The sequence below is a fragment of the Actinoplanes sp. NPDC021490 genome (genome assembly GCF_055562135.1).
This window is the reverse complement of record NZ_JBVHFW010000019.1, coordinates 1-25,583: the sequence shown is the minus strand read 5'-3', so window position 1 is coordinate 25,583 and position 25,583 is coordinate 1. Positions and strand designations below refer to the sequence as shown.

Annotated in this window: 24 protein-coding genes; 10 read left to right on the top strand and 14 right to left on the bottom strand. The window is 71.3% G+C overall.

The features are described from left to right. Positions 1-1,239 precede the first annotated feature (1,239 nt). On the bottom strand, positions 1,240-1,887 hold the full coding sequence (locus ACZ3I4_RS37575; RefSeq protein WP_465386874.1) for a shikimate dehydrogenase family protein: 648 nt from the start codon (positions 1,885-1,887) through the stop codon (positions 1,240-1,242). A 219-nt stretch (positions 1,888-2,106) separates the two neighbouring features. On the opposite strand from ACZ3I4_RS37575, the gene ACZ3I4_RS37570 reads away from it, so the two are divergent. Beyond that, entirely contained in the window at positions 2,107-3,147 is a 1,041-nt protein-coding gene (locus ACZ3I4_RS37570) for a hypothetical protein (RefSeq protein ID WP_465386873.1), read from the top strand. 9 nt (positions 3,148-3,156) lie between these two features. Here the strand turns inward: ACZ3I4_RS37570 and ACZ3I4_RS37565 are convergent, their stop codons facing one another. Then, a complete protein-coding gene (locus ACZ3I4_RS37565; protein ID WP_465386872.1) occupies positions 3,157-4,194 on the bottom strand; it encodes a calcium-binding protein in 1,038 nt (345 codons plus the stop codon). 83 nt (positions 4,195-4,277) lie between these two features. Here ACZ3I4_RS37565 and ACZ3I4_RS37560 point away from each other — a divergent pair, with 83 nt between their 5' ends. Beyond that, positions 4,278-4,988 carry a DUF427 domain-containing protein gene (locus tag ACZ3I4_RS37560; RefSeq protein ID WP_465386871.1) on the top strand — a complete coding sequence of 237 codons (711 nt, stop codon included), beginning with the start codon at positions 4,278-4,280 and terminating at the stop codon, positions 4,986-4,988. Here ACZ3I4_RS37560 and ACZ3I4_RS37555 read toward each other — a convergent pair whose 3' ends face one another. After that, positions 4,989-5,285 (bottom strand): GNAT family N-acetyltransferase, encoded by a 297-nt coding sequence (locus ACZ3I4_RS37555; protein ID WP_465386870.1) that lies wholly within the window; start codon positions 5,283-5,285, stop codon positions 4,989-4,991. 82 nt (positions 5,286-5,367) lie between these two features. Between ACZ3I4_RS37555 and ACZ3I4_RS37550 the strand changes: the two genes are divergently transcribed. Further along, positions 5,368-5,847, top strand: a complete 480-nt coding sequence (locus ACZ3I4_RS37550; RefSeq protein WP_465386869.1) for an MSMEG_6728 family protein — start codon at positions 5,368-5,370, stop codon at positions 5,845-5,847. A 47-nt stretch (positions 5,848-5,894) separates the two neighbouring features. Further along, on the top strand, positions 5,895-8,897 hold the full coding sequence (locus ACZ3I4_RS37545) for an AfsR/SARP family transcriptional regulator (protein WP_465386868.1): 3,003 nt from the start codon (positions 5,895-5,897) through the stop codon (positions 8,895-8,897). On the opposite strand, the gene ACZ3I4_RS37540 is transcribed toward ACZ3I4_RS37545, so the two are convergent. From ACZ3I4_RS37540 to mptB, 3 genes are read right to left on the bottom strand one after another with little or no spacing between them, the layout of a single operon-like run. Next, positions 8,894-10,993: an esterase-like activity of phytase family protein gene (locus tag ACZ3I4_RS37540; RefSeq protein ID WP_465386867.1), complete on the bottom strand. Its 2,100-nt coding sequence runs from the start codon at positions 10,991-10,993 to the stop codon at positions 8,894-8,896. The two genes, ACZ3I4_RS37545 and ACZ3I4_RS37540, sit on opposite strands and share 4 nt — an antisense overlap. Before the next feature lie 9 nt (positions 10,994-11,002). Continuing rightward, positions 11,003-12,154 (bottom strand): glycosyltransferase 87 family protein, encoded by a 1,152-nt coding sequence (locus ACZ3I4_RS37535; protein WP_465386866.1) that lies wholly within the window; start codon positions 12,152-12,154, stop codon positions 11,003-11,005. After that, complete coding sequence (gene mptB / locus ACZ3I4_RS37530) at positions 12,078-13,610, bottom strand: polyprenol phosphomannose-dependent alpha 1,6 mannosyltransferase MptB (protein WP_465386865.1); 1,533 nt, start codon at positions 13,608-13,610, stop codon at positions 12,078-12,080. Before mptB ends, ACZ3I4_RS37535 begins: the two co-directional genes overlap by 77 nt. Between mptB and ACZ3I4_RS37525 the strand changes: the two genes are divergently transcribed. Further along, entirely contained in the window at positions 13,609-15,255 is a 1,647-nt protein-coding gene (locus ACZ3I4_RS37525) for a hypothetical protein (protein ID WP_465386864.1), read from the top strand. The genes mptB and ACZ3I4_RS37525 overlap by 2 nt on opposite strands. A gap of 139 nt (positions 15,256-15,394) precedes the next feature. Here the strand turns inward: ACZ3I4_RS37525 and ACZ3I4_RS37520 are convergent, their stop codons facing one another. Then, positions 15,395-15,850 carry an Lrp/AsnC family transcriptional regulator gene (locus tag ACZ3I4_RS37520; protein ID WP_465386863.1) on the bottom strand — a complete coding sequence of 152 codons (456 nt, stop codon included), beginning with the start codon at positions 15,848-15,850 and terminating at the stop codon, positions 15,395-15,397. 79 nt (positions 15,851-15,929) lie between these two features. Between ACZ3I4_RS37520 and ACZ3I4_RS37515 the strand changes: the two genes are divergently transcribed. Next, positions 15,930-16,955, top strand: coding sequence for a Glu/Leu/Phe/Val dehydrogenase dimerization domain-containing protein (locus ACZ3I4_RS37515; protein WP_465386862.1), 1,026 nt, complete (start codon positions 15,930-15,932; stop codon positions 16,953-16,955). Here ACZ3I4_RS37515 and ACZ3I4_RS37510 read toward each other — a convergent pair. Then, positions 16,939-17,295, bottom strand: coding sequence for a hypothetical protein (locus tag ACZ3I4_RS37510; RefSeq protein WP_465386861.1), 357 nt, complete (start codon positions 17,293-17,295; stop codon positions 16,939-16,941). The two genes, ACZ3I4_RS37515 and ACZ3I4_RS37510, sit on opposite strands and share 17 nt — an antisense overlap. A 24-nt stretch (positions 17,296-17,319) precedes the next feature. Then, positions 17,320-17,571 (bottom strand): hypothetical protein, encoded by a 252-nt coding sequence (locus ACZ3I4_RS37505; RefSeq protein ID WP_465386860.1) that lies wholly within the window; start codon positions 17,569-17,571, stop codon positions 17,320-17,322. 273 nt (positions 17,572-17,844) lie between these two features. On the opposite strand from ACZ3I4_RS37505, the gene ACZ3I4_RS37500 reads away from it, so the two are divergent. The 3 genes from ACZ3I4_RS37500 to ACZ3I4_RS37490 are packed head-to-tail and all read left to right on the top strand — an operon-like array spanning position 17,845 to position 19,286. Next, entirely contained in the window at positions 17,845-18,075 is a 231-nt protein-coding gene (locus ACZ3I4_RS37500; RefSeq protein ID WP_465386859.1) for a hypothetical protein, read from the top strand. Positions 18,076-18,108: 33 nt separating this feature from the next. Next, positions 18,109-18,993 (top strand): helix-turn-helix domain-containing protein, encoded by an 885-nt coding sequence (locus ACZ3I4_RS37495; protein WP_465386858.1) that lies wholly within the window; start codon positions 18,109-18,111, stop codon positions 18,991-18,993. A 41-nt stretch (positions 18,994-19,034) separates the two neighbouring features. Next, a complete protein-coding gene (locus ACZ3I4_RS37490) occupies positions 19,035-19,286 on the top strand; it encodes a hypothetical protein (protein WP_465386857.1) in 252 nt (83 codons plus the stop codon). A gap of 10 nt (positions 19,287-19,296) precedes the next feature. Here the strand turns inward: ACZ3I4_RS37490 and ACZ3I4_RS37485 are convergent, their stop codons facing one another. From ACZ3I4_RS37485 to ACZ3I4_RS37470, 4 genes are read right to left on the bottom strand one after another with little or no spacing between them, the layout of a single operon-like run. Beyond that, positions 19,297-19,482, bottom strand: coding sequence for a hypothetical protein (locus tag ACZ3I4_RS37485; protein WP_465386856.1), 186 nt, complete (start codon positions 19,480-19,482; stop codon positions 19,297-19,299). A 29-nt stretch (positions 19,483-19,511) separates the two neighbouring features. Beyond that, positions 19,512-22,523 carry a bifunctional [glutamine synthetase] adenylyltransferase/[glutamine synthetase]-adenylyl-L-tyrosine phosphorylase gene (locus ACZ3I4_RS37480; RefSeq protein ID WP_465386855.1) on the bottom strand — a complete coding sequence of 1,004 codons (3,012 nt, stop codon included), beginning with the start codon at positions 22,521-22,523 and terminating at the stop codon, positions 19,512-19,514. Position 22,524: 1 nt separating this feature from the next. Further along, positions 22,525-23,310, bottom strand: a complete 786-nt coding sequence (locus tag ACZ3I4_RS37475) for a type 1 glutamine amidotransferase (protein ID WP_465386854.1) — start codon at positions 23,308-23,310, stop codon at positions 22,525-22,527. Positions 23,311-23,320: 10 nt separating this feature from the next. Next, positions 23,321-24,118 (bottom strand): alpha/beta fold hydrolase, encoded by a 798-nt coding sequence (locus ACZ3I4_RS37470; protein ID WP_465386853.1) that lies wholly within the window; start codon positions 24,116-24,118, stop codon positions 23,321-23,323. A gap of 28 nt (positions 24,119-24,146) precedes the next feature. Here ACZ3I4_RS37470 and ACZ3I4_RS37465 point away from each other — a divergent pair, with 28 nt between their 5' ends. Then, positions 24,147-25,070: an EamA family transporter gene (locus ACZ3I4_RS37465; protein ID WP_465386852.1), complete on the top strand. Its 924-nt coding sequence runs from the start codon at positions 24,147-24,149 to the stop codon at positions 25,068-25,070. Here ACZ3I4_RS37465 and ACZ3I4_RS37460 read toward each other — a convergent pair. Beyond that, a complete protein-coding gene (locus ACZ3I4_RS37460; protein ID WP_465386851.1) occupies positions 24,988-25,434 on the bottom strand; it encodes a GNAT family N-acetyltransferase in 447 nt (148 codons plus the stop codon). The two genes, ACZ3I4_RS37465 and ACZ3I4_RS37460, sit on opposite strands and share 83 nt — an antisense overlap. Positions 25,435-25,583: the final 149 nt, after the last annotated feature.

Here is a 25,583-nt window from a genome sequence, read left to right as displayed (position 1 = left end):
CCCCGCGCGGGGGGCGCGCCCCCCCCCCCCCCCCCCCCCCCCCCCCCCCCCCGGCCCGGGCGGGGGGGGGGGGGGGGGGGGGGGGCCCCCCCCCCCCCCCCCCCCCCCCCCCGGCCCGATTGGGCTGCGCCCGCGCCCCGGGAAGTCTCTGAGCCGCTCGCTGGTCAAGATCACTGGGCACATCCAGGGCACAATCCAGCGAGAAAACCACTGTAAAACGACGACAATCAATAGCAGCCATCGGTACAGGTCAGGGCGTCTTTTCAAGCCGTTATCCCAGGTCGCGAAAGGCCCTTGATTGGTTCGAGATGTACTACAACGTCTGACCCGTTGTAGCCCGCTGGCCTGCGGTTCCGGCACATCGTGCCGGGTCTGCGACAACTCAGCGACAAAGCCGCTAGCGGCGGTCATGCCTGGTCCCAAGCCGGCGTGGCCGCCGCTTTCGGCTTCCTCAGGGCGCTATCAACCAAAGACCGGGTCCGGTCGAGGACACCAGGCCACTCATGCCTTGCCGCTTCGGCTCCGGCGCGGCCCGGCATCGGACACCGCGAGACCGGCGGACACGACGAAGCCCCGGCATCCTCACCATCGAGGGTCCGGGACTCCGTCCTAAAAAGCGCATCGCAACGTGATCAACGCTTCTAGCCGATTAGGCGGAGAACCGCCTCGACGAGTTCGGCCATGGCGGCCAAAGCCGCCGCATAAGGCGCACCGAGCTGGATCAAGCGGACAGCGCTCCGACTCTGGCGACCGCGACGAACGGCGTTCGTCCTTTCGCTCTTGGACTGCTCCTCCACGAGGGCTCCCTTCCACCCCAGACCGCGATCAACGGGGGAATGGAGGCAAGGGAGATTCGCCTACGCGCGGAGGTCGCACCGCGGAAGGACGGCGGCGTTCTCCAAGCGGAGAGGCTGAGCAGAATAGCGAGGTCGACCAGGACCAGAGCTGCTGCCACGACTGCAGCGGCAACGGCGTCGAGTCGGGGGTCGCGCACGACAACCACGGCCGGACCGCGGTGGAATCTGACAGCCTGCGACTCGAACATGAACCCAGTGTAAGCAGCCGTCGCAACACTGCACCACGTCAGTTGGGGGCAGACGCTTCAGCACTTGCTCGGCCGGCCCCGTCCGAAGACCGGATGACGCTCACCTGCCGTTCCGGCACACCGTGCCGGGTCCGCGACAGGGTGTGAAGCGGCGGTCATGCCCGGCCCGAGCCGGTGTGACCGCCACTCCTTCGTCAGCGCTCGGACGCACCGGCCGGCAGCATGAAGTCGGCCATGACGTCCTGTGCGGCTTCGACCATGTGTCCGCCGTTGGCCGTCCGGCAGCCGGCCGCCTGCGCTGCCGCGAGGAACGGGGTCAGCCCGTGCCCAGCGATCACATCGCCCACGAACATGGACGACGTCAACAGGGCCGGATCGACGGGAAGAGGATCACCGTCCGCCATGCCCGCCGGGGTCGCGTTGCACACCAGATCGCAGCCGGTGGGATCCGGCGGCCCAGCCTTCACCCGCCCTCGGCCGAGGCCCTCGAGCAGCCCCAGCAGGGTGGCGACACGCGACTGGTCAGCGTCATGGATGACGAGTTCGCTGACCCCCGCTTCCAGCAGCGCGATGGCGATCGCGCTGCCCGCCCCACCCGCTCCGACGAGGAGCACCCGCGCGCCCTCCGGCCGGGCCCCATGGTCTTTCTGCGCCTTCACGAAGGCGAGTCCGTCGAGCATGTCACCGTGCCAGGTGCGGTCCGGATTGCGGCGGATGACGCTCACGACCCCGAGCATCCGGGCGCGCTCGGAACTCGTGGCGCAGTAGGCGAAGGCCGCGAACTTGTGCGGCATGGTGACGAGGACGCCGTCCACGTTCCGTGCGGCCGTGAGACCAGCCATGACGGCGTCGTGCCGGCCGAGGACCCAGGTAAACAGAGAAGCTGACGCCGGATGACCCGGTGCCGCCGCGCGGGAACGCCTCCGCCCGTCCGGCCGGCAACATGCATCGATACATGGTGATATCTTCGGCTCGCCGGTGGACCGGGGGCGGCGATGCGGCGTCCCGCGGCCGCCGGTGGAGATGTTCACTGCTTACACGGGGGCCTCATGTTGTCATTCGTGACGACACCGTTTGCTACGAGCCGGGTTCTGCGCATGTTCGTGAGTGCTGCGGTCCTGCTCGCTGCTTCGGTGTCTCTCACCACCGTCGTTGATGCCAGGTTTGCGGCTGCGGGGGCGGCGCCGGCCGCTGCGGCTGCACCTTGTTATCCCGACGAGGATCCGTACGAGTGTCAGTATCTGTATCTGTATTCAGCGCCCGAGTTCGGCGGGGTCGAGGAGCAGATTCCGACGCAGGAGAACGGCACCTGCGTCGACCTGGCCGCTCCGGTGACCCGCCAGTCCAGCTCGGTGGCGAACCGTCAGCGAATGGCCGTGCTGCTCTTCGAGGGTTCCGCGTGCACCGGGGCGTCCTACCGGTTCGGCTCCTATTCGTACGTGCGGGATCTGACCACGCACGGCTTCACCAGTGCCGTGTCGGTCAAGTTCGTGACCGACGTGTGCAGCGCCTCGCCGTTCGTCGTCTGCCTTTACAAGGACGCCGAGTGGGCCGGTGAGCTGCAGACCTATGCCCGGCAGGCGGTCAACGCCTGTGTTCAGCTGCCGGCGTCGTTCCAGGGGCAGGTCACCTCGATCGAGAACAATCTGCAGGATGTCGGCAGCACCCGGCGGCAGGACGTGTTGTTGTTCAGCAACACCAACTGCACCGGCGAGCCGCACCGGCAGAACGCCTGGACGGGGCATCCGGACCTGGCCGAGATCGGCTACGACAACAAGGCGCGGTCGATCAAGTTCGTGGTGGATCCGTGCGTCGGGCAGGTCATCTGCCTGTGGAACGACGTGCTCTACGACGGTCCGGCCCAGGTCATCGGCTTCCAGGCCACCAACACCTGCATCACCCTGAACACGGCGGTGCGGGGCCAGGTCAGTTCGCTCCGGCAGAACCTGTACTACCCCGACCAGGACGTCCTGCTCTACACCGGCGACGGCTGCACGGGGACGTCGAAGCGGATTGACGCCGGCACGGCCCACTCGCGGCTGAGTGCCATCAGCTTCGACAACCAGGCCCGGTCGGTGAAGTTCCTTCAGCAGGACCCGTAAGGCGGCCGCTCAGTTGTAGACGGTGTCGCCGAGCATCGACGCCCAGCCGGGCAGTTTCGGGTCGCAGAGGCACTGGTCGGACGGGAAGTTGCCCTTGGCCATCTGCTGCAGCGCCTGCACGGTGGCCAGGGCCGGGCCGGGCTTGACGCTCACGGTGGTGGACGCCTTGCCGTTGGCGGTGATGCTGGTGCTCAGCGTGACGCCGTTGACCAGCCCGGGGATCTTGATGGCGACCGGCAGTTTGCAGCTGAGCTTGCCGGTGTCGCCGGGCGACGGGTCGTCCGGCAGCGGCACCGTCACGCTGCACAGCTTGCCGAGCGGGAACTTCACGCTGGTGCCCACGTCGCCCATGTGGGCGCCGTCCGGCAGGCCGTTGAGCAGCAGGATGACGTCGTTGCCGGCGCCGCCGACGGCCAGGTTGCCCAGCGGGTTGAGGCGGATCGGGTTGGGATAGAGGAAGTCGGAGCCGGCGTCGCCGTAGAACCATTCGAAGCCGCCCGGATAGCGGAAGTCCGAGATGATGGCGTCGTTGCCGGGGCCGCCGTGCACGACGTTCGTGCTGGCGATCGACTTGCTGCCGATGCCGCCGCTGTTGATGATGTCGTTGCCGCCGCCACCGTCGATCGACTCGCCACCGACGCCACCGAAGATCACGTCCGGTCCGTCGGCGCCGGTGTCCGTACGATCCCGCAGGCCGGTGGCCGGGTTGTCGCCGAAGATCAGGTCGTCCCCCGCGCCCGTCTCGATGGTGTCGCTGCCGGACCCGCCGAAGACGGTGTCCCGCCCGCCAAGCGTGACGATCCGGTCGTTGCCCGGCCCGCCGTAGATCTTGTCGATGCCGCCCTTGCCGAGGATCGTGTCGTTGCCCGCGCCCGCGCAGATCACGTCGTTGCCCGGTGTGCCGACGATCGTGTCGGACGCCGTGGTGCCGTACCGGGTGGCCCGGACCGGGCATGCGGCCACCGCAGCCGACGCGGGCGCCACCATCAGTGCGCTGCCGGCCAGCGAGACCACGGCCACCCCGAGGATGGCGACTGACTTTCGCATTGCTGCTCCCCTGCCTGAAGACGGCACATCACTTGTTCGTCCAGAACTGACGGACAGAGCCACGGCGGGTGTATGACGGGGGGATGTATGAGTTTCAGCCGCCCGCGACCGTTGTCGAGCCGACACCGCGGCGGGTGCGGGTCCGCCTGGGACGCACGGTGGTGGCCGACAGCAGCCGCGCTGTGCTGCTGGACGAGATCGGTGACCGAGGGTTCCCTACCTACTTCATTCCCTTTGACGACGTACGGGCCGAGGCTCTGATCGAAGGCACCGCGGGCCGCTGGTCGGTCGTCGCGGACGGGCGGCGGGCCGACGACGCGGCCTGGCTGGACGACCGGTTCGAGCAGCTCAAGGGGCACGTCACGTTCTCGTGGGAGACGCTCGACTGGTACGAGGAGGACGAGCAGGTCTTCACGCACGCCCGGTCGCCGCGCCATCGGGTCGACACGTTGTTCAGCTCGCGGCGGGTGCAGGTGTTCATCGACGGCGAGCAGGTGGCGGACAGCACGCGGCCGGTGATGCTGTTCGAGACGTCGCTGCCGACCCGGTTCTATCTGCCGTTCGCCGACGTGCGCACCGAGCGCCTGACCGCGAGCGAGACGGTGAGCCGCTGCCCGTACAAGGGGGTGGCCCGTTACTTCTCGCATCCGGCGCTGGCCGACGCGGCGTGGAGCTACCCGGAGCCGATCCCGGAGATTCCGAAGATCCGCGACCTGCTCTGCTTCTTTGACGAGCGGGTCGACGTCGTGCTGGACGGCGTGCCGATGGAACGGCCGGTCAGCCCGTTCTCGTGACTATTTGACCCGCCGGTGCGAGCGGGCCACGATCTTGTCGTAGTCGTGGTGCTCGTCGAGCCAGGAACTGAGGAACGGGCAGATCGGCACGACCAGCCGTCCTTTGGCCTGGGCGTCCTCCATGGCCGCCCGGGCCAGTTCCCCGCCGACGCCGTGCCCCTCGAACTCGGGCTCGACCTTGGTGTGCGTGTAGGCGACCACGTTGCCGGTCACCTGATACGTGATCACCCCGGCCAGATTGCCGTCATCGTCACGCGCCTCGAGGCGCTCCTTGTCCGGCACGTCCGCAATCTTCACGACCCCATCAAAGCACGGGCGGCGGCCACCGTTCCGGTGACCAGCCGGGCGGCGGGCAGGCCCGGACAGTAGCGTCGGGGCGGTGCAGACCTTTCTCCCGTACGCCGGCTTCCTCGACTCGGCCAAGGTGCTCGACGCCAAGCGGCTCGGCAAGCAGCGCGTCGAGACCGTGCAGGTGCTGCGAGGGCTGGTCACGCCCGGGTACGGCTGGCGGCACCACCCGGCCGTGAAGATGTGGCGGGGCTACGAGGAGGCGCTGGTCCGCTACGGGCTGGACTTCGTCGGGGTCTGGACGGCCACGGGACGGGCCGACACCACGGCCGCCACCCTGCTCGCCGATCTCGGCTACGAGCCGGAGATCCGTACGCAGGAGGAACTGGCCGAAAAGGGGGAACTGCCGCCCTGGCTCGGCGACCCGGCCCTGCACCGCAGCCACCAGTCGGCGCTGCTGCGCAAGGACCCGGACTTCTATCGCCCGATCTTCGGACCGGACGTCCCGGACGACCTCCCGTACGTCTGGCCGGCCTCGGACCGCCCCGGACGAGACCTCCCGACGGCCTGAGCGGGGCGGGTCGCCGGGGCGGGCCGGGAGCGGGCAGAATCGGACGAGTGGAAATCGCGGTGCTCGGGCCGTTGGAGTTGCGCGGCCGCACCGTTTCCGGGGTGCGCCTGGGTGCGCTGCTGATTCTGCTCGCCCTCGAGCCGGGGCGGGTGGTCTCGGCCGACCGGCTGATCGACGGCGTGTGGGGCGACGATCCGCCCGCCGCCGCGGGCAACGCGCTGCAAGCTCTCGTGTCGCGGCTGCGCCGGGCCGCGCCCGAGCTGGTCGTCGAGGCCGCCCCGCACGGCTATCGGCTGGTCGTCGAGCCGGACGAGGTGGACGCGCACGTCTTCGCCCGGCTGGCCACCACAGACCCGGCCGCGGCGCTGCGGCTGTGGCGGGGTGACCTGGAGTTCCCCGACGTGGCCCGGGCCGAGGCCGTCCGTCTCGAACAGCTGCGCCGGCTCGCCCGCAAACGACGCGTCGAAGAGGACCTCGGGGTGCGCAACGTCGTGCCCGAGGCCGAGGCCCTGCTCGCCGCCGACCCGCTCGACGAGTCGCTGGCGGGTCTGCTGATGCGGGCGCTGCGGGCCGAGGGCAACCCGGGCCGGGCGCTCGAGGCGTACGAGTCGTTCCGGGCCCGCCTGGCCGGCGAGCTGGGCGCCGACCCGTCCCCCGAGCTGCGCGAGCTGCACCTCGAGCTGCTCCGCGGGGAGACCCGCAGGGGCAACCTTCCCGCCGAGATGAGCAGCTTCGTGGGCCGCGATTCCGACGTGTCCGCCGTACGGCGTCTGCTCGGAACCCACCGCCTGGTGACGCTGCTCGGGCCGGGCGGCAGCGGCAAGACGCGCCTGTCCGTCGAGGCCGGCGCGACGATGCCGGGTGAGGTGTGGCGGGTCGAGCTGGCCCCGGTGACCGATCCGGCCGAGATCCCGCAGGCCATCCTGTCCGCGCTCGGGCTGCGTGGTCACGCCGTCCTCGACCGGCCGGGCCGCGGCGCGGGCACCGGGCTGCGCGACGCGATCGCCGGCCGCACGATGCTGCTGATCCTCGACAACTGCGAGCATCTGATCGCCGCCGTGGCCCGGGTGGCCGACGAGCTGCTGCGGGCCGCGCCCGGGCTGACGCTGCTGACCACGAGCCGCGAACCGCTGGGCCTGCCGGGCGAGCGGCTCTATCCGGTCGAGCCGCTGGCTCTCCCGCCGGTGGGTGCGGCCGCGTCGACCGCTTCCGCTTTCCCGGCCGTACGCCTGCTGCTCGATCGCGCCGCGAGTTTCGTGCTCACCGAGGAGAACACCCCCGCGGTCGTACGGGTGTGCCGGGCTCTCGACGGCATGCCGCTGGCCATCGAGCTGGCCGCCGCCCGCCTGCGCACGCTGCCCGTCGCGGTGCTGGCCGACCGCCTGGCCGACCGGTTCCGCCTGCTCACCGGGGGCAGCCGCACCGCGCTCCCCCGCCATCAGACGCTGCGTGCCGTGGTCGACTGGAGCTGGGATCTGCTCGGCGAGCCCGAGCGGAGCCTGTGGCGGCGGTTCGCGCTGTTCCAGGGCGGCGCCGGCCTGACCGCGGCCGAGCGGGTGTGCCGGGCCGATGTGGACGCGCTGGCCGCCCTGGTCGACAAGTCCCTGCTCGTGCTCGGCCCCGACGGTCGTTACCGGATGCTCGAGACGATCCGCGAGTACGGCCTGGAGCGGCTGGCCGAGGCGGGCGAGTCCGAGTCGCAGCGGCTGGCCGTGGCGCGCTGGCTGCTCAAGCTGTCCGCCGAGGCCGATCCGTATCTGCGCGGCCCCGAGCAGCTGGTGTGGCTGGCCCGGCTGGCCGTGGAGCACGACAACCTGCACGCCTCGGTGCGGGCCGCGATCGAGGCGGGTGACCGGCGCACGGCGGCGGCCCTGGTGGCCCGGCTGGGCTGGTACTGGTGGCTGAGCGGGCACCGGCCCGAGGGCGCGCAGCTGGCGGCCGAGGTCGCGGGCATGCCCGGCGAGGCCGACGAGCAGGATGTCGCGCTGGCCCACACGTACGCGGCGATCAACGGCTTGGAGGGCGGGCTGCCGGTCGACCGGGTGGAGTCGCACTTCGGCCAGGCGCGGCGGCTGAGCGCCGGCGGGGTGCCGGAGCATCCGGCCCTGCGGCTGATCCCGGCGCTGACCTCGATCTTCAACGAGACGGCCGCTCCGGGGCACGGCTTCGAGATGATCGAGCCGCTGTTCGCCGACCCCGACCCGTGGCTGCGCGCGGTGTCCAAGATGTTCGTGTCGCAGCTGCGGCTCAACTTCGGGCAGAGCGCCGACGTGGCCGAGGCCGAGATGCGTACGGCGCTGGCCGGTTTCCGCGAGATCGGCGAACGCTGGGGCATCGGGTTCGCGCTGAGCTCGCTGGGCGACATGGCCGCGGCCCGGGGCGACTTCACGCGGGCGGTGAGCTGGCAGCGCGAGGCGATCGCCCTGGTCCGCGAGGTGGGCATCCGCGAGGACCTGCCGCAGATGGAGGTGAAGCTGGCCCACCAGCTGTGGCTGTCCGGCGAAGAGGACGAGGCCCGCGACGCGCTCAAGCTGGCCCGGCAGGGCGCCGAGGAGATCGACTTGCCCGAGGTGGTGGCCTCGGTGGCGTACGGGACGGCGACGTTCGCCCGGATGGCGGGTGATCTCGAGGAGGCGCGTCGCTGCATGGACGCGGCCATCGAGAAGATGCGTCACCCGTCGGCGGTGCCGCAGTTCCGGGCGATGGCGTTGCACACCCAGGGTCTGATCGACGCCGCGGCCGGCGATCTCGGCACGGCCCGGCGCACCCACGTCGAGGCCCTGCGGATGGCGGTCGAGTCGCGGGATTCGCCGGTGATCGCGCTGACGCTGGTCGGGCTGGCCGATCTGGAGCTGCGCGAAAACGATCCGGAGCGGGCCGCTTTCCTGCTGGGGGCGTCCGACGCCGTACGGGGGTCGCGGGATCTTTCGGTGCCGGACGTCGACCGCATCACGTCGGGGGCCCGCGCCGCACTGGGCGACGCGGGCTTCGACGCGGCCTACCGCCGGGCCGCCGGAATCACCATGTTCACGGCCGGCGAGCTGGTCTAGAGGATCCGGCCCAGGCGCAGGAAGACGGTCTCGCCGGTGGCGTCGTCGAGGGCGTCGTTGTCGGTGACGGCGTACGTCTGCCCGTCACCGGCGACGGCGAGGCCCTCGACCTTGTCCTGCACCCAGCCGTTGTCGGCCCGGAGCAGCGGCAGCAGGTCCTTGACGAGTTGCTTGCGGACGATGGGGGTGCCGGTCCAGGTGGCCGGGACGTCGAACTTGTAGACCTTCTTGATCGAGGCGTGCGGGCCGCGCTGGTTGTCGCGCTCGATGACGGCGAACGTGTTCCCGTCGACCGCGACGATCTCGGACAGGCCGGTCCAGCCGCGCGGGGCGGTGTCGAGCGGGTAGAGCAGCCACGACCAGACGCCGGTCTTCAGGTCGTACCGTCCGATCCGGGCCTGGGATGCGGGGTCGGTCTTGAGCGGGCGCTGGATGGCGACCCAGACGCCGCCGCCGGTCTCGGCCACGCCCTCGAAACCGTTGCTGGTGACGGCCGCGGCGATGTCGGCGGGCAGCGGGATCTCCTGCTGGACGCGGCCCTTCTCGTCCAGTCGTACGATCAGATCGGGCGCCTCACTGGCCAGCCAGTAGCCGCCGGACTTGCGGGCCACGATGCCCTCGGCGTCGTAACCGGCCGGCTTGCCGTCCTTGGTGACGGTCAGCTGCCGTTCGATCCGGGCCGGGCGCCGGGCGGTGCCGATCGTCAGGATCCGGGTCGGGGTGTACGCCGAGTCGGTCACCGACACCAGCTGCGAACGCTTGCCCGGCACGGCGGACAGCCCGGACAGCGTGCCGAACGGGATCGTGCCGCCGGAGACGATCGACGGGAACGAGCCGTGGCCGAGCCCGTAGATCTGCACCGAGCCGCGGATGCCGGCGTCCGGGATCTCCTCCTCACTGGACACCACGACGAGGCCACGCGAGGGCACGGCGACGACGCCCTCGGGCCCGTTGGTGGTGGGCAGCAGCTGCTCGAAGCGCGGACGCCGCGGATTCGTCACGTCGTAGACGGCGGTGAAGTTGCCGCGTTCCGAGTTGACGAAGACGTACGGTGTCCGGCCGATCCGGGCGAAGGCGACGTTCTCCACCTCGATGCCCTTGGCGTCGGAGCGCTTGTCCGGGTAGAGGCCGTGCTCGACGGCGAGGTGCTCGAGCGTGTTGCCGGCGTCCCAGACGACCCGGCCGTCCCGCGAGAAGATCGTCCAGCCGCGCGAGCCGCCCTCGTAGTCGCCCTCGTTGGCCGACGCGAACAGGTCGTCGGTGATCCAGGCGACGCCGTCCGGCTCCCGCTTGGCGGTGATCGTGCCGTCCAGCGTGATCGTGTCGTCGTCCTTGGTATCCACCCCGGACACGGTGACCTGACCGGCCGGGAAGTGCCGGACGACCTTCTTCGACTTCAGCGACACGATCGCGATGTGGTTGTTCTCCTGCAGCGAGACGACCGCCTCGTCGCGCGAGTTGACGCTGACGTACTCGGGCTCGGGGTCCGTCGGGGCGACCGTGGCCAGCCCGGTCAGCCCGACCTTGGCGGCCGTCCAGGTCCGGGTGTCGATCACCGACAGGTAGCCGGCCGGCAGTTGCGGGAGCGCGCCGTCGTCGACGTCCTCGTCGCGCTCGTTCTCGATCGCCACGGCGATGTAGCGGCCGCTCGGCGCCACCGCGACCGAATCGGGCTGGCCGCCCAGGTCGATCTCGCGCACGATCCTGCGGCTGCGGTCGTCGATCACCACCAGCTTGCCGGACGGGTTCGTGAAGCTCGCGCGGGTGTTGACGCCGGCCAGCAGCAGGTGGCCGAGGTGCGCCACCGAGGTGGGCTCGCCGTCGAGGGCGAGGGTGCCCGCCGCCCGGGGCGCGCCCGGGTCGGTGATGTCGACGAAGCCGAGGCGCCGGCCGGGGCTGTCGGTGTAGACGACCGTACGGCCGTCGTCGGTGACCGTGGAGATCTCGGCGGCGGCCGTGTCCTCGATCGACGAGTTGAGATAGGCCGGGAACGTGGCCAGACGCCGGAACTCCCCGTGGGACTCGTGGGCGGCCGCCGGCGTGGCGACGAAGGTGGCGGCCAGGCCCAGAAGGGCGATTGCCGAGCGTGTACGCATGCGATCTGACTACGTGAGGATCTTGTCCTTCTCGTGGACTTCCGCTGAACGACGGGTGCCGATGGGTGTCCAGATCAGCAGGGCCAGACTGAACCAGACATAGAGGTTGCCGCCGATCAGCTCCAGCGGGGGCCGTGGCCTCTTCTCCCACCACCAGGTCAGCCTGCTCGTCATGATCAGGTAGGCCGCTCCGCCCAGGATCCTCTGGTTGCGGGTGCCCAGATCGACGCACCGGACGATCGCCGGCAGCAGCCAGACACAGTGGTGAATCCAGGTGACCGGGCTGATCAGGCAGCCGACGATGCCGGTCAGCGCCAGCCCGCCCATGATGTCGCCGGGTTCCCGGGCCACCCGCCACGCCCAGAACGCCAGCGTCAGCACCACGCAGGCCAGCCACACCTTCGACTCGACCTGCGCGATCGGCAGGCGGGCCAGGAAGCCGCGCTCGGACTGGTTGGACAAGAAGGACAGCACGCCGACCCGGTTGGTGTCCCACAGCGCCGAGGTCCAGAACTCGCGGGACTCGTCGGGGAAGATCGCCGCGGCGAGCAGGGTGACACCGGCGGCCGTGCCACTCGCGGTCGCGGCGGCTCGCCAGCGACGGGTGATCAGCAGATAGACGATGAAGATGCCCGGCGTGAGCTTGATGGCGGTGGCCAGCCCGATGCCCACACCGGCCCACTTGCGGCCGCGGGACAGCCCGAACAACAGATCCCCGGCCACGAGCGTGAGCAGCAGCGTGTTGACCTGGCCGAACGTGATCGTCTCGCGGACCGGCTCGAACGAGATGGCCAGGCACACCGCGATCCCGTACGCGAACCAGACCGTCCACCCCTGACGGCGGATCAGATCGCCCGCGAACCACCACATGAGCAGGGCCGTGGTCAGCACCGTGGCGATGACCGCGATCACGACGACCGCGCCGAACGGGAGCAGGGCCATCGGCGCCATGACCAGGCCCGCGAACGGCGGATAGGTGAAGCCGTACGGGGTCCCCGGGCGCAGCCAGTCGTAGACCATGCCGCCGTCGCCGCGGAACCAGTACTGGATCGCCCCGTAGTAGACCTTGGAGTCGAAGTATCCGTTACGCGTTTCGGCGAGATAGACGACCAGGATCGTGACCAGTCCCGCCGCCGTCAGCAGCCCGATTTTTCGGTTCATGTATCAGTTTCCACGCTAGATAGACGATGAAGGCGGTCATGGCCACGGCGCCCTGGGTCTTCACGGCCAGGGCCAGGTTGTACCCGTCGGGCAGGCACAGGGCGGAGGCCACCGCGCACGGCACGACCAGCCAGTTGAGGTGGCGGTGCAGGGTGGCCGCCAGGACGGCGAGGGGCCACAGGGCGTACCAGGGATGGAAGACCGGCGCGAGCAGGACGGTCGCGGCGAGCGCGTAACCGGCGTACGGCAGCGGGTCGGTCTTGCGGGCCCGCCACCAGAGCCACACCAGCACGCCCGCCAGCGCCACCAGGCCCACGATCCGGGTCACCGGCACCGCATCCGGCCCGACCAGGTCGATCGTGATGCCGACCGCCGTCGGCGGCGACGTCCACTGCACCGACCGGCCACTGCCGCTGAGCGCGGTGACCCACCCGAACCCCCGGCCGCTGACCAGCGAGACCCCCACCAGCCCGATGATCACGCCGGTTACTGTTTGTATTGCCGCCCCCACCCCCACCCATTTGAGGGCGGGCCCGAACCTACGCCGCCGAGCCGGGCCGGGCGTCGCGTTGTCCACAGGGCCGAGTGGGGCAACCCCGGATTGTGGATGACGCTGCATGACCAGCAGGAGCGCGAACGGGACTGCGACCAGGGCGGTTGCCTTCACTGCTACGGCCAGACCGAGCAGGACGCCCGCGGCCAGGCCGAGCAAGTTGGCACTTCCGCCGGTTTCTGCGCCCGTATCCCCACCTGTTGCTGCGCGGACGGCCAGAGCCAAACCGCCGGTCATCAGCCCGATCATCAGCGCGTCATTGTGAGCCCCAGCGATCAGGTGGATAGGCACGAGCGGGCAGGCCAGCACAAGCCACACCGCGCGCCCCAGCGGCACATTCCCCCGGCGGGCCAGCACCGGCAGCGCCACGGCCAGCAGCGCCACGCCGAGCAGCGCGATCACCCGCAGGCCGAAGAGCGTCCCCGTCAGACTGCCGGTCTTGGCCGCGACCCCCGCCAGCACCAGAAACAGCGGTCCATAGGGCGCCGGGGCATCACGCCAGGTCGGGGCCACGGCGTCGGCCCAGGGGCAACCAAGAACATCAACGCCGCCCCCGTACGGGTCCAGGCCCGCACCCTGCTGCCAGCCCTGACACGCGTACGAGTAGGCGTCGTAGCTGCCCAGCGGCAGGAACGCGAGCAGGGGCAGCATCCAGAGGGCGGCCGTGACATAGGCCCAGCGCGCCGGCTTTTCCATGCGGATGCCGGCCACCCAGGCCGCGATCAGCAGTCCCGTGCCGGCGAGCCAGGCCAGCGGCAGCAGGATCCCGTTGTCACCGGCGAAGATCGTGCCGGGGGTGATCGTCGGCTGCCACGGATTCGTCGCGCCACCCAGCCGGGCGGCCACCGCGAGGGCCAGGCTGCCCGCGAGCCCCCCATAGCGGACGACGGCGGGGCGGGGCATGGCGAGCACACTACCGTGCGTACCGGTAGGGTCTTGGCGCGTGTGGGCTCGGCACCGGCTGGAGTGGGTCACCGCCGTGCTCGCGGCGGCGCTCGGCGTCGTCTACCTGCTGCTTCCGCCGATGGGCTCCGACCTGGCCGCGCAGCAGGCCCGGGCCGACTTCTTCGCCCAGCACGGCTACACCCCCATGGACCTTCGCTGGTACGCCGGTGTCGACCAGCTGGGCTACAGCCTGACCTCACAGCCCGTGATGGCCTTCCTGGGCGTACGCGTAACCGGCGCCCTCTCCCTGCTGGCCGCCTCGGTCCTGTTCGCCCTCCTGCTGCGCCGCACCAAGGCCCCCCGCCCCGGGCTGGGCGCCGTCGTGGGCACGCTCTGCATAGCCGGCAACCTGGTCAGCGGCCGTGTCACGTACGGCCTCGGCGTCGCCTTGGCGCTGGCCGCCCTGCTGGCCCTGACCTCCCCGCGCCACCGCTCCTGGCTGGCTCCGCCGCTGGCTCTGCTGGCCGGTCTGACCAGCCCGGTGGCTGCCCTGTTCCTGGGCCTGGCCGGCGTGGCCCTGGCCCTGTCGCCCCGCCCGTCTCCTGCCGCCGCCCCCGGCGCGAACAGGACGACGAGCCGGGTGAGTGCGGGTCTGCTGGTCGCCGTGCCCGCGGCGCTGCCGCTGGCCCTGAACGCGCTGCTCTTCGGCGACGGCGGCTGGATGAACATCAGCCGCACCGACACGGTCCGCGCCGTGGTCGCCGCCCTGGCCGTCGCGGTGCTGGTCCCCCGCCGGCCGGTCCGTGTCGGCGGCCTCCTGGCGGCGCTGGGCGTGCTGGCCGCGGCCCTGATCCACACGCCGGTCGGCCTCAACGCCACCCGCCTGGCCGTCATGTTCACGCTCCCGCTGCTGGCCGCCTACGCCGCCCTGCCCCGGCCCACCCGCAAGCCGCCCCGGATCGGTTTGCGCCCGATGCCGGTGTGGGCCGTCGTCCTGCTGCTCGTGGTGGCCGGCTGGTGGCAGCCGGCCGTGGTCACCGGGGACGTGCGCGACATCGGCAACCCCACGGCCGACGCCGCCTACTTCCGCCCGCTGCTCGATCGTCTGGCCCGCGAGAAGCTGACCGGCCGGGTCGAGATCCCCGCGACCCGCGCCTATTGGGAAGCCGCGCACATGGGCGATGTGCCGCTGGCCCGGGGCTGGTTGCGTCAGGCCGACATCGACCGCAACCCGCTGTTCTTCAACGAGATCCCCGGCGCGACCGGCACGGGTGTGCCCCTGACGGCCGCCACCTACCGCGCCTGGCTCGACGAGCTGGCCGTCCAGTTCGTGGCCGTGCCCGACGCCGAGCTGACCTGGTCCGGCCGCCCGGAGGCCGCGCTGGTCACGGCGGGCCTGCCCTATCTGACCGAGGTGTGGACGAGCCCGCGCTGGCGCCTGTACGCGGTCACCGGCGCCCGCCCGACGGTCGCCGCCCCGGCCATGCTGACCAGCCAGAACGCGGCCTCGCTGACCTTCGACACCCCGGCTGCGGGCGACATTCCCGTACGCCTCCGCTGGAACCGCTGGCTGCGGGTGACAAACGGCGCGACCCTCCACCGGGACGGCGACTGGCTGCTCGTCCGCGTCGGCGCGCCGGGCCGCTACACGATCACCAGCTGATCACCGGGCCGCCGCGGGCGTCGTGCCTGCGTTGCTGTGCGGCCGGAGGGCGCGCTCCGGCCCTGACCACCGACCGGGTCGCGAGGTGCGGCGAGCGGCGGCCGCCGTGCTTGTGCCGGAGCCGGTGAGGCGTACGGGATCAGCTGATTTCGTCGAGGATCCGGTTTCGGGCGTGCTGGTAGATCACCGAGCTGCGGAAGCCGACGATCTCGCGGCGCTGGGTGAACTTGTCCATGAGGAAGGCGTGCAGGGCGTCGACGCTGGGGACGGCGACGTGGACGAGCAGGTCGTCGCCGCCCGCCACGACGAAGACCGAGATGACCTCGGGGAGGCCGCCGATGTAGGTCTTGAGGTTTTCGATGACCTCGCGGCTCATCGGGCGCACCTGGACGTGCAGGAACGCCTGGACGTGGCGGTTGAGCGCGGCCAGGCTGATCTCGGCGTGGTAGCCGGTGATCACCCCGCGGTCCCGCAGCAGCCGTACGCGTTCCAGGCACGTCGACGGGGCGATGCCGACCGCGCGGGCCAGGTCGCGGTTGGTCTGCCGGGCGTTCGCCTGCAATTCCCGCACGATCGCCGAATCAACGTCGTCCACGAGGTCGCCTTTCGGGTCAGGTGCCGAACGAAATTCGGCGGTCGGCCGAAACCGTTGGGCGCGCGTCTAACTTCAGCTCATGTTCTCGCACGAACGGATCATCATTCGGCGCGGCCCCGAGTCCGGGCTGCCGATCATCGTGGCCGTGCACTCCACGGCCCTCGGGCAGGCGCTCGGCGGCTGCCGTTTCAAGCCGTACGCGGACTGGCGTGACGGTCTGGCCGACGCGCTGCGGCTGTCCGCGGCCATGACCGACAAATGCGCGCTGGCCGGCCTGCCCAACGGCGGGGGCAAGACCGTGATCGTCGCCGATCGCCCGGACGGCGGCCGCCGGGAAGCCGCCCTGCACGACGTGGGCACCGTGATCGAGGAACTGGGCGGCGCCTATGCGACCGGCCCGGACGTCGGCACCGGCCCCGACGACATGGTGACGATCGGCCGGCGTACGGGCCACGTCTTCTGCCGCCCGGTCGGCGCGGGCGGCAGCGGCGACTCCTCTCCGGGCACGGCCGTCGGCACGGTCGCCGCGCTGCGGGCGGTGTGCGAGGCCCGGTTCGGTTCGTCCGACCTGGCCGGGCGCAGCTTTTCGGTGCTCGGGCTGGGCCGGGTCGGCGCCCGGGTGGCGCGCCTGCTCGCCGACGCGGGCGCCAAGCTGGTCGTGGCGGACGTCGACCCGGTCAAGCGGGCCCTGGCCGGTGAGCTGGGCGCCGCCTGGGTCACGCCGGACGAGGGCCTGACCGCGGCGGTCGACGTCGTGGTGCCGGCCGCGCTCGGCGGGGTGCTGACCCCGTCGTCGGTGGCCGCGCTGCGCTGCTCGGCGGTGGCCGGGCCGGCCAACAACCAGCTGGATTCGCCGTCGACCGCCGAACTGCTGCACGAGCGCGGCATCCTGTGGGCGCCGGACTACGTGGTCAGTGCCGGCGGTGTCATCAGCGCCACCGCCGTCGAACTCCACCACGAGACGGCCGCGCAGGTGGCCGGCCGCCTCGACGGCATCGCGGACACCCTGGCCGGGGTGTTCGCCGCCGCCCGCCGGGACGGCATCACCCCGAGCGCCGCAGCCGCCGCCGAGGCCCGCCGGCGGGTGGCTACTCCCCGGGACTGACCGGCTCGGCCCGCTCGTACGGCTGGTTGAGCGGGGCGTCGCCCGGCATGTCGGCGAAGTGCGCGTTGAGGTGGGCGTACGGGTTGCGTTGCGGGTCGCGGGCCTCGCGGGCGACCCGGCGCTCCTGCTGCCGCAGCACCACGGCGAGCCGCAGCGCCGGCCACACGCGCAGCCGCCGCGAGGAGTCGATGGCCGCGAGCACCCGGGCCAGGGTCTCCCGTTCCCGCTCGGGGACGCAGGTCAGCACGATGATCAGCGGAAGGACGGCGGTCAGAATCTCACTGAGGAGAAACAGCAGCACCAGTGAAGCGACGATCCCGGCGAACACGGTGAAGGTCATCGACGACTCCTGTCCGGACGAGACTTACTGAGCGCTGAACGCGGCCGCGGCCACCAGGACGAGGGCGAGCACGACGGCCACCGAGACGACGGCGATGCCGGCCGCCGCCTGGAGCAGGGCCCCGAGCGGCATGAAGGCCTTACGCAGCGACCGCATGATGCGCAGGGCGACCAGGAGGGACACGGCGGCGAGAGCCAGATACACGATCGGGGGCGCGGATCGCACCGTGTCGAGAAAGTTCTGGGCCGCCGGTGAGGTGGGAAGAGAAGTGAGCATGATCGACCTCCGGTTCAGGCCGCACAACCACCAGGAAAGGGCCTGACCCCGTCGTCCGGCAGGAATGCGGATCGAAGCCGGACCGGCCGCCGCGTTATCTCACCGTGACCCTTACTTATGAATATCCACGGCTATACACGACATGGCAAGAGCGATCCGCGCGCGTGAATTTCGGCAAGGAGCTGGACACGAGCAGTACCCACCGCATCATCCGTATGGTTGCATTATGACTATGCACCGCACGCGTATAAGATCTTGCTGTATCGTCCCGGTGTGACAAATCAACCCTTAACGGACGTTCAGGGTGCGGCGAAGCTGACCCTCGTCAAGGAAATCTGCGGTGGGGGAAGCTGCCCGACCGTCTATCGCACTGACCGCGATACCTATGTGGTTCAGGGCTATATCGTGACCGCCGAGGCCGCGGGGCTCGACCTTCCCGCGGGAGAGCAGTTGGTGGAGATCCCGGCCGAGCTTCTTTCCGAAGCGGTGAAGGCGGGCGGCTGACCCTCACGAGCACACAGGAAGGGGGCGAGCGGAATGACCGACTCGCCCGACCTGCGGGGAGGCGCCGACGAACCCGTTGGCGCAGCCCTAGCACGCTGGCGTAAGCAGAAGCGGATCTCCGGCCAGGTGCTCGCCGATCGGGCGGGCGTCAGTCAGGCCACCATCAGCCGCATCGAGAACGGCCGTTCGGCCGCCGACCCCAAGGTGGTCCGGCGCATCGCCAAGGGCCTGGACGTGCCCGCCGACGAGGTGGAGCGTCTGGCCGCCCTGGCCACCGAACGTTCGAGCAACGAGTTCACCGAATGGCACTCGACCAAGCCGGGGCTCCCCGAGCGGCAGAATCAGCTCCGCGGTCTCGAAGCGTCGGTGCGCGAGGTGCGCACGTTCCAGCCGGCGGTGTTCGTGGGCCTGCTGCAGACGAGTGAATATGCAAGGGCGATCCTGACCGGGCTGCGCGCCGCGCTCGACGACGATCAGATAGCCGACTCGGCCCTGGTCGTCTCCGAGGCCGTCACCGCGCGCATGCAACGCAGCCAGGTGCTCGACGATCCCACCCGGCAGTTCCGGTTCGTAATGACCGAGACGGTCTTCCGCAACCAACTGTGCCGGCCCGCCGAGATGATCGCGCAGATCGAGCGGCTGCGTGAGGTGGCCTGCAAGCCGAACGTCGAAATTCGCATCATTGGGCAGGACGCGGCGCTGGCGATCGCGCCGTTCCACGGCTTCGAGCTGATGGGCGACCGGCACGTCTTCGTGGACCTGTTCAACGCCAGCGTGGTTTCCGAAGGCCGCAGCACCGTACGCCACTACCAGCGCGTCTTCGATGCCCTGGAGGCCGCCGCGACCCCGGACATCGGACCGATCCTCGACCACTACCGGAATGACTACATCCGACGGCTGCCCGAGGCGGCCGCCTGACCCGTTGTAGCCAAGCCGTTCGGATCCGTACCGTAGATGCCATGACGACCCACGAGGATGCCGTCAATACGGCCGGGACGGGCCACCTCCGTCTCGAGATGCTGGCCAGCAGCATGTGCGGCGGCGGCACATGCCCCACCGTCTACCGCACCGACCGCGATTCGGTCGTGGTGCAGGGTTACGTGGTGGAGGGCGCCGACGCCGGAGTCGAGGTGCCCGACGGCGAGCGCCTCGTCGAGATTCCCGCCGAGGTTCTGCTCGCCGCGGCCGACCGGATCCGCAACCGGGCCTGAGACAAGGGCGTCACCAGGCGAAACGGCGGCGCTTCTTCTTGGCCGGGCGCATGCCCTGCAGGAAGTCGGCGCCCTGGCGGAGGGCGCGTGAACCCCGGCTGGGGCCACGCTTGGCCTCGAGCCTCTGACTGAGCTTGCGCGCTCCGGCGGCCGCGAGCGGGACGGCGACGGCCATGATTGCGTAGCGCCTGATCATGTTGAACAGCATGGAAGAGACATACCCACTCAGGACTCCAGCACACGTTCCATCGCGGCCCGGGAACGGCGGGTCAGTCGCAGGTAGCGGTCGACGAACTCGCCCGGGTCGCCGCCGTCGAGCAGCTGGACCGTGCCCGCCAGCTCGACGCCGTGGCGGGGCAACTGGTCGGTGGGCCGGCCCCGGACCAGTGTCAACGCGTTACGCACCTCGGCCGCGAGCGTCCAGCCGGCGGTCATCGCGGCCGCGTCGGCCTTGTCGACCAGCTTGGCCGCGACGGCCGCGTCGAGAGCCTCGAGCGTACGGGTCTTGCGAAGCTCCGGTTCGGCGTACGCGTGCCGCAGTTGCACCAGCTGAATGGCCCATTCGACGTCGGAAAGCCCGCCCCGCCCCAGCTTGGTGTGGGTGTACGGGTCGGCGTTGCGGGGCAGGCGCTCGACCTCGACGCGGGCCTTGATGCGCCGGATCTCGACGACCTGCTCGCGGGTGAGGCCGCCCTCGGGGTAGCGGATCTTGTCGGCCAGTTCCTCGAAGCGCCGGCCCAGCTCGGCGTCGCCGCAGACGAACCGGGCCCGCAGCAGGGCCTGGGCCTCCCACACGCGCGACCAGCGGGCGTAGTACTGCTGGTAGGCCGCGAGGCTGCGGACCAGCGGACCCTGCCGGCCCTCGGGACGCAGGTCGGCGTCGATGCCCAGCTCGGGGTCGGGCGCCGGGGCGGTCAGCGACTTGCGCAGCTGCTCGGCGATCGCCAGCGACGCGGCCGACGACTCGTTTTCCGGGGCGCCGGGCGCGGGCTCGTAGACGAACAGCACGTCGGCGTCGGACGGGTAGCTCATCTCGTATCCGCCGAGCCGGCCCATGCCGATGATCGCGAACTTCAGGCCGTCGGGGCCGGGGTGGGCCCGCCGGGCCACGGTGAGAGCCGCGTTCAGGGTGGCGTCGGTGACGTCGGACAGCGCGATGCCGATCGCGTTGACGTCGAGCGGCTCGGCCGGGGCCAGGTCGCCCGCCCGGCTCAGGATGTCGGCGCAGGCCAGCCGGAACAGCTCGCGGCGGCGGCGGGCGCGCACGGCCGCGATCGCCTTCACCGGGTCCTCGGCGTACCGCTCGGCGGCAACGCGGAACCCTTCCAGCAGCGACTCGCGCGAGCGGGGCAGCAGCTCGGCGTCGTCGGCCAGCAGGCGCAACGCCTCGGGGTCGCGGGTGAGCAGGTCGGTCGCATATCGCGAGAGGCTGAGCACCCGGGCCAGCCGGCGGGCCACCGGGCCACCGTCGCGCAGCAGGCGCAGATACCACGGCGTGGAGCCCAGCTTGTCGGAGACGTGGCGATAGTTGAGCAGGCCACGGTCGGGTTCGGGGGCGTCGGCGAACTCCTGCAGCAGCATCGGCAGCAGGGTGCGCTGGATGGCCGACGTGCGGGTGACGCCGCCGGTGAGCGCCTGCAGGTGGCGCAGCGCCGCGGCCTGGTCGGCGAAACCGAGCACCTCGAGCCGGCGGCCGGCCGACTCGGTCGTCATGCGCAGCGCCTCGGCCGGCACCCGGGCCACGGCCTCGAGCAGCGGCTGATAGAGCAGCTTGACGTGCAGCCGGCGGACCTGGGCGGCGTGACCCACCCAGTCGGAGCGGAAGGCCTGGACGGCGTCGCGCCCGGGCAGCGCGGTGTATCCCAGCGCGGCGGCCAGCCAGCGCAACCCGGCCGGATCGTCGGGGACGGTGTGCGTACGGCGAAGCTGTTGCAGTTGGAGCCGGTGCTCGACGCCGCGCAGGAAACGGTAGCCGCGCAGCAGGGTCTCGCCGTCCTCGCGGCCGACGTAGCCCCCGGTGACCAGCGCGCGCAGAGCCGGGATGGTGCCCGGCTGCCGCAGGGTCTCGTCGATGCGGCCGTGCACGAGCTGCAGCAACTGGACGGCGAACTCGATGTCGCGCAGCCCGCCCGGACCACGCTTGATCTCGCGGTCGACCAGATCGGCCGGGACATTTTCGATGATCTTGCGGCGCATGTCGCGGACGTCGGGGACCGCCTCGGGCCGCTCGGCCGCGTGCCACACGAGCGGGGCCAGATCGTCGATCCAGCGCCGGCCCAGCGCCAGGTCACCGGCGGCCGGACGGGCCTTGAGCAGCGCCTGGAACTCCCACGTGCGGGCCCAGCGGCGGTAATAGGCCTCGTGGCTGGCCATCGAGCGCACCAGCGGCCCCCGGCTGCCCTCGGGGCGCAGCGAGGCGTCGACCGGCCAGGCGACCATGCCGCAGATCTCGATCAGGCGGGCCGCGACGATCGTGCCGGCGCTGAGGTCCTCGTCGGAGTCGGCCACGAAGATGACGTCCACGTCGGAGACGTAGTTGAGCTCGTTGCCGCCGCACTTGCCCATCGCGACCACGGCCAGGCTCGGCTCGGGCGTCCCGGAGGGCAGGCCGGCCACCGCGATCGAATACGCCGTCGCCAGCGTCTCGTCGGCCAGGCGGGAGAGTGCGGCCATGGTCGGTTCGAGCCCCCGGCCGCCGGTGAGGTCGGCGGCCGCGATGCGCAGCAGCGAGACGCGGTAGGCCCGGCGCAACGCGGGCACGCTGGGCTCGTCGCTCTCGACCTCGAGGTGACCCTCGGCGTTGGGCGGCAGGCCGGTCTTGCCGGTCGCCAGCACCTGCCAGTCCTCCGGGTTGGCCACCAGGTGGTCGCCGAGCGCGGACGAGGCGCCCAGCACGGCCACCAGCCGCCGGCGCAGCCCCGGATCGCCCGCGAGCGCGCCGATCAGCGCGTCGGTGGCGTCGTTGGTGGCGATCTCGCCGCCCGGACCGGTGACCGGGCCGCCGTTGCCGCGCGCGGCGGCCCGCCCGGCCGCGTCGACCAGCCGGTGCAGCTGGCGCAGCGCCAGGTTGGGGTCGGCCGCGCGGGACAGCGAGGTGAGCAGCTCGGCCGCGTCGGGGCGGGTCGGGGCCTGCGCCTCCGGATCCCACAGCCTCAGGCCGGTCGGGCCGAGCAGGTCGGCCACGCGGGCGCCGTTGTCGGCGAAGCCGTACCGGGCGAGCCGGCTGGGCCTGGTCACGTCACTGCCCCAGCAGCGGGAGGGTGCGGCCGAAGCCCGGGTTGGGGATGTCAGCGTCGGGCAGGGTGCCCAGGGCGAGCGAGGCGAAGCGGGCGGCGAACGGCTGCCACACCTCTTCGACGTCGGGCAGGATGCCGCCGGTGGCGAAGACGACCGCCTCGGAGTCGTAGCCGAGCTCGTCGATGGTGGCGCGGTCGTCCGCGGCCCACTGCTCGATCATCGCCAGGTCGCACTCGATGTGGAACTGCACGCCCCAGGCCCGGTCGCCGATGCGGAAGGCCTGATGCGGATAGCGGCTCGACGCGGCCAGCAGCACCGCCTGCAGCGGCAGCTCGGTGATCTCGTCGCGGTGCCACTGGATGACGTCGGGCAGCAGCGGCACCCACTTGAACAGCGGGTCCTTGTCGGCCGCGTCGCGCTTGCCGACCAGACCCGGCCCGATCTCGGGACCGCTGGTGCTGCGCTCGACCAGCCCGCCGTGGGCGCTCGCGAGCAGCTGACCGCCGAGGCAGACGCCGAGCGTGGGCACCCGGTGGCGCACCGCCTTGCGCAGCAGCCCCTCGAGCGCCGGAAACCACGGCGCCCCGGGCATGCCCTCGGCGTCGGAATACGCGTTTTGATCGCCGCCCAGCACGACCAGCGCGAGGAAACCGTCGAGGGTCTCGGGGAGCTCGTCGCCGGCGTGCGGCCGCAGCACGGTCAGCTCCAGCCCGGCCTCGGTCAGCCACTCGCCCAGCCGGCGCAGGTCGTCGGTCGGATCGTTCTCGATGACTAGTGCAGTCGCCACGCTCACGAGGCTAACCCTTCAGGAATTCCCGGACGGCGGCGAGCCAGGCCGACGGGTTGTCGAACTGAGCCATGTGCGCCGCCTCGGTGATCATCCGCAGCCGGCTGCCCGGCAGTTCGGCGTGCAGGCGGCGCGCGACCGACGGCGGGAACGTCATCTCACGCTCGCCGTGCAGAATCAGGACGTCGCCGCCCCAGCGCCGCAGAACCCCCGGCGCGTCGGCCGGGCGGGCCGGTTTCAGCGTGCCTTCCGCGTACGGGATGTCCCACGCGCTGGAGAACCGGACGCCGGCCAGCACCTCGCGCCACTCGTCGGCCCGGTCGAGCCGCCAGATCGTGACGGGCACGTAGGCCTCGGCCATGGCCCGGGCGTCGTTGCCCGGCACGGGCTCCCGGCACAGGGCGGCGCGCTCGGGCGGGATCTCGGGCTCGAAATCGCCGTACGCCGTCGTGGAAGCCAGGATCAACCGCCCGACCACCGACGGGTGCTGCTCGACGAGCCGCATGGCGACCCCTCCCCCGTACGAGAACCCGAGCACATCGGCCCGCGACGCGCCCAGACGGCGGATCAGCGCGGCGACGTCGTCGGCGATCAGGTCGGGTTGCAGCGGCACGTCGTGGCTGGAGCGGCCGGACCCGCGCAGGTCGAAGAAGACGACATGGGCCGCGTCGGCCAGCTCGGCCACGGGCAGCAGATAGGAGTGGTCCCACGGCGGTCCACCATGGATCACCACCAGCATCGGGGAAGTGGGATCACCGAAACGGCGTACGAACAGCTTGACGTCGTTGACCGGCTCGATAGCGTCCACGGCAGGGAAACTAGACCGGGGGTACGACATGAACGCCGCGCCCCTGCTCATGCTCGTGTCGGTCGTCTCGATCCAGTTCGGCTCGGCGGTCGGCCGCACCCTGTTCGACGATCTCGGCGCCACCGGCGTGGTGCTGCTGCGGGTGAGCATCTCGGCGCTCGTGCTGGCCGTGGTGGTGCGCCCGCGCCTGCGGTCCTGGCCCCCGGCGGCGTGGCGGGCGGCCGTGCTGCTCGGCCTCTCGGTGGCGGGCCTCAACCTGCTCTCCGCGCTGGCCATGCGCACGGTGCCGCTGGGCGTGGTCGTCACCGTGTCCTTCCTGGGCCCGCTGACCGTCTCACTCGCGCAGACCCGCCGCCTGCTCGACCTGCTCTGGGCGCTGCTGGCCGGGGCCGGGGTGGCCCTGCTGTGGTGGCACCCGGGCGCCTCCGTGCCGCTGGGCGGCCTCGTGCTGGCCGCGCTGGCCGGGGCGTGCGGCGCCGCATACATCCTGCTGACCGCGCGCGTGGGCGGCCTGGTGCCCGGCGTCGGCGCCCTGCCCGTCTCGCTGACCGTGGCGACGCTGGTCGCCCTGCCCTTCGGCCTCACCGGGGCAAGCGCCGTCCTCGACCGCCCGGCCCTGCTGATCGGCGCCGCGTCGGTGGCCCTGCTCCAGACCATCTTCCCGTACGTCCTGGAACTGCTCGCCCTGCGCCGGATCCCCACTCGCGTCTTCGGCATCCTGGCCAGCCTGAACCCGGCCGCCGCGGCGATCGCCGGCCTGATCGTGCTCGACCAGCGCCTGGGCCCCGTCTCGCTGGCCGCGCTGGCCCTGGTCACGCTGGCCAGCACCGGAGCCACCGCGCTGAACCGGGGCCGCGACCGCCGGCCCGTCACGGAACCCAGCGAGCCACCAGCTCCGTCTCCTCGATCTCACCAGTCTCGTGAAAGCCCAGCGTGCGATAGAGGTGCCTAGCCGCGGTGTTGTCGGCGGCATAGCTGAGCGCCACGTTGGGCGTCCCCGGCTCCGCGATCAGCCGTTCCCGCAGGGTCCGCACGATCGCGTGCCCGATCCCCTGCCGCTGATGCCTGGCGTCGACCACGAGCCCGCCGATCCAGGCGCTGCGGTCGTCGTCGATCCCCCACATGACGAACCCGGCCACTTCCCCGCCCTTGACCGCCGCGAGCGGATGCCAGGTGTCCCCGTAGTGGCACAGGCAGAGGTAGTAGCTGACCGCGTTGACGAACCGCTGCTGCGACTCGTGCACGCTCAGCCCGGCACAGTCGCGCCAGTTGTCCGCCGTGACCGGAACCAGCTCAACCCCGTGATCGATCGACATCGCGCCATTGTGCCGCAGAGTGCCCCGCGGGCCCCGGTTGTCCACAGGGGCCGCGTTATCCACGTTGAGATGCTGGGTGGCCCTTGGCGGCGAGTCTGACTCGTTATCCACATGGCATCCGCGATAGAACTTGGTGGATCTTCGGCGTC

Excerpts from the sequence above, each read along its gene's own strand:
- ACZ3I4_RS37575 (WP_465386874.1), bottom strand. The coding sequence starts at position 1,887 with ATGGCTGGTCTCACGGCCGCACGGAACGTGGACGGCGTCCTCGTCACC.
- ACZ3I4_RS37565 (WP_465386872.1), bottom strand. The coding sequence starts at position 4,194 with ATGCGAAAGTCAGTCGCCATCCTCGGGGTGGCCGTGGTCTCGCTGGCC.
- ACZ3I4_RS37560 (WP_465386871.1), top strand. The coding sequence starts at position 4,278 with ATGTATGAGTTTCAGCCGCCCGCGACCGTTGTCGAGCCGACACCGCGG.
- ACZ3I4_RS37540 (WP_465386867.1), bottom strand. The coding sequence starts at position 10,993 with ATGCGTACACGCTCGGCAATCGCCCTTCTGGGCCTGGCCGCCACCTTC.
- ACZ3I4_RS37535 (WP_465386866.1), bottom strand. The coding sequence starts at position 12,154 with ATGAACCGAAAAATCGGGCTGCTGACGGCGGCGGGACTGGTCACGATC.
- ACZ3I4_RS37525 (WP_465386864.1), top strand. The coding sequence starts at position 13,609 with ATGGCGAGCACACTACCGTGCGTACCGGTAGGGTCTTGGCGCGTGTGG.
- mptB (WP_465386865.1), bottom strand. The coding sequence starts at position 13,610 with ATGCCCCGCCCCGCCGTCGTCCGCTATGGGGGGCTCGCGGGCAGCCTG.
- ACZ3I4_RS37515 (WP_465386862.1), top strand. The coding sequence starts at position 15,930 with ATGTTCTCGCACGAACGGATCATCATTCGGCGCGGCCCCGAGTCCGGG.
- ACZ3I4_RS37510 (WP_465386861.1), bottom strand. The coding sequence starts at position 17,295 with ATGACCTTCACCGTGTTCGCCGGGATCGTCGCTTCACTGGTGCTGCTG.
- ACZ3I4_RS37505 (WP_465386860.1), bottom strand. The coding sequence starts at position 17,571 with ATGCTCACTTCTCTTCCCACCTCACCGGCGGCCCAGAACTTTCTCGAC.
- ACZ3I4_RS37495 (WP_465386858.1), top strand. The coding sequence starts at position 18,109 with ATGACCGACTCGCCCGACCTGCGGGGAGGCGCCGACGAACCCGTTGGC.
- ACZ3I4_RS37490 (WP_465386857.1), top strand. The coding sequence starts at position 19,035 with ATGACGACCCACGAGGATGCCGTCAATACGGCCGGGACGGGCCACCTC.
- ACZ3I4_RS37485 (WP_465386856.1), bottom strand. The coding sequence starts at position 19,482 with ATGATCAGGCGCTACGCAATCATGGCCGTCGCCGTCCCGCTCGCGGCC.
- ACZ3I4_RS37465 (WP_465386852.1), top strand. The coding sequence starts at position 24,147 with ATGAACGCCGCGCCCCTGCTCATGCTCGTGTCGGTCGTCTCGATCCAG.
- ACZ3I4_RS37460 (WP_465386851.1), bottom strand. The coding sequence starts at position 25,434 with ATGTCGATCGATCACGGGGTTGAGCTGGTTCCGGTCACGGCGGACAAC.